This is a genomic window from Streptobacillus felis (assembly GCF_001559775.1).
Taxonomy (GTDB): domain Bacteria; phylum Fusobacteriota; class Fusobacteriia; order Fusobacteriales; family Leptotrichiaceae; genus Streptobacillus; species Streptobacillus felis.
Genome location: NZ_LOHX01000171.1, coordinates 1 through 1,255, shown reverse-complemented (window position 1 = coordinate 1,255; position 1,255 = coordinate 1). Strand labels below are relative to the sequence as shown.

At 24.7% G+C, this 1,255-nt stretch carries 1 protein-coding gene; it reads left to right on the top strand.

All coding sequences use genetic code 11. The features are described from left to right. Nucleotides 1-309: 309 nt before the first annotated feature. Nucleotides 310-1,255: transposase (locus AYC60_RS03455; RefSeq protein WP_197416943.1), on the top strand; the 946-nt coding region annotated here is incomplete at its 3' end.

Sequence of the window (1,255 nt, the reverse complement as noted above, 5' to 3'; positions counted from 1 at the left end):
GGAAGAGTGATACTATATTTTGTGTCTTGACTTCGTGTATAAGGAGCTGTCTCTGTTAATGTATGCTTAAGGAAATCACGAACTGACATAGAGCTTTTACGGATCTTATAATACTATAATATATGGCTACCACGTTTTATTTTTAAGGCGACCAATCCTAATCACTCCGGTATCTTGGGAATAAAAAAGGGGCTGTTCCGAAATAAACAGTCTAAATAAACAAAAAAAGCCAGAAATAAAGCTGGCTTTTTTTGAACTAAAAACACGCATAAACATTGATAAAATCACTGTTTTATGGTATAATTAGTTATGTTCAAAATTCAATATAATAGTATCACAAATACAAAAGAAAATCAACTTTTTGAAGTAAATAATTACAAACATTTTGAATTTGATGAAAATTCTCCTGTAATTCTTCTTAACGAGCTAGCTAAGGAACTAGTTTTTAACAATAAATCGAAAGTAAAGAATCACAACAAAGGTAGAAAATCTAAAAATTCTCTTGATGTAATGTTTAAAATTATTCTTCTATCTGCATATTATTCTGAGTTAGAACTTAGAAAAATAATTAGAAATTGTAATGAAAATATAAACTTCATCTATCTTCTTAATGGAGAAGAAGCACCTAAATTAACAAGACTACAAAAATTCATAGTTAAATATAGAGAAGATATAATAGATTTACTTTACCAATTTACAAACATTTTAAAAAGAAAGAATATAATTAATGAAAATGAAGTATTTATTGATGGAACTAAAATAGAGGCATTTTCTAATAAATATACATTTGTTTGGAAAGGTACTGTAATGTACTATAAAAAAAATAATCAGCTAAAAGTAGAAAAAATACTTTTAGATTATCTTACTTTAAAAGGAAAAGATTTAGATTTATCTCAAATAGTACCAAATGAAGAAGTAGAAATGCTTGTTAAAGAATATACAAAGATAAAAGAATTAAGTGAATTAAATGAAAAACAAAAAATTCTTAAAGATTTAGGATTAGAATTAGAAAAAGTTTTAGATAAAGAGAGAAAATATTTAGAACAACTAAAAATATTAGGAGATAGAAATAGTTATTCTAAAACTGATATATATGCTACATTTATGAGATCTAAAAAAGATTACATGAAAAATGGACAATTAATACCAGCATATAATGTTCAAATAGCTGTAAATAGTAATTACATTTTAGATTTTAAAATATTTCAAAATCCTACAGATTACAAAACTTTACCTGTATTTATAGAACATCTTA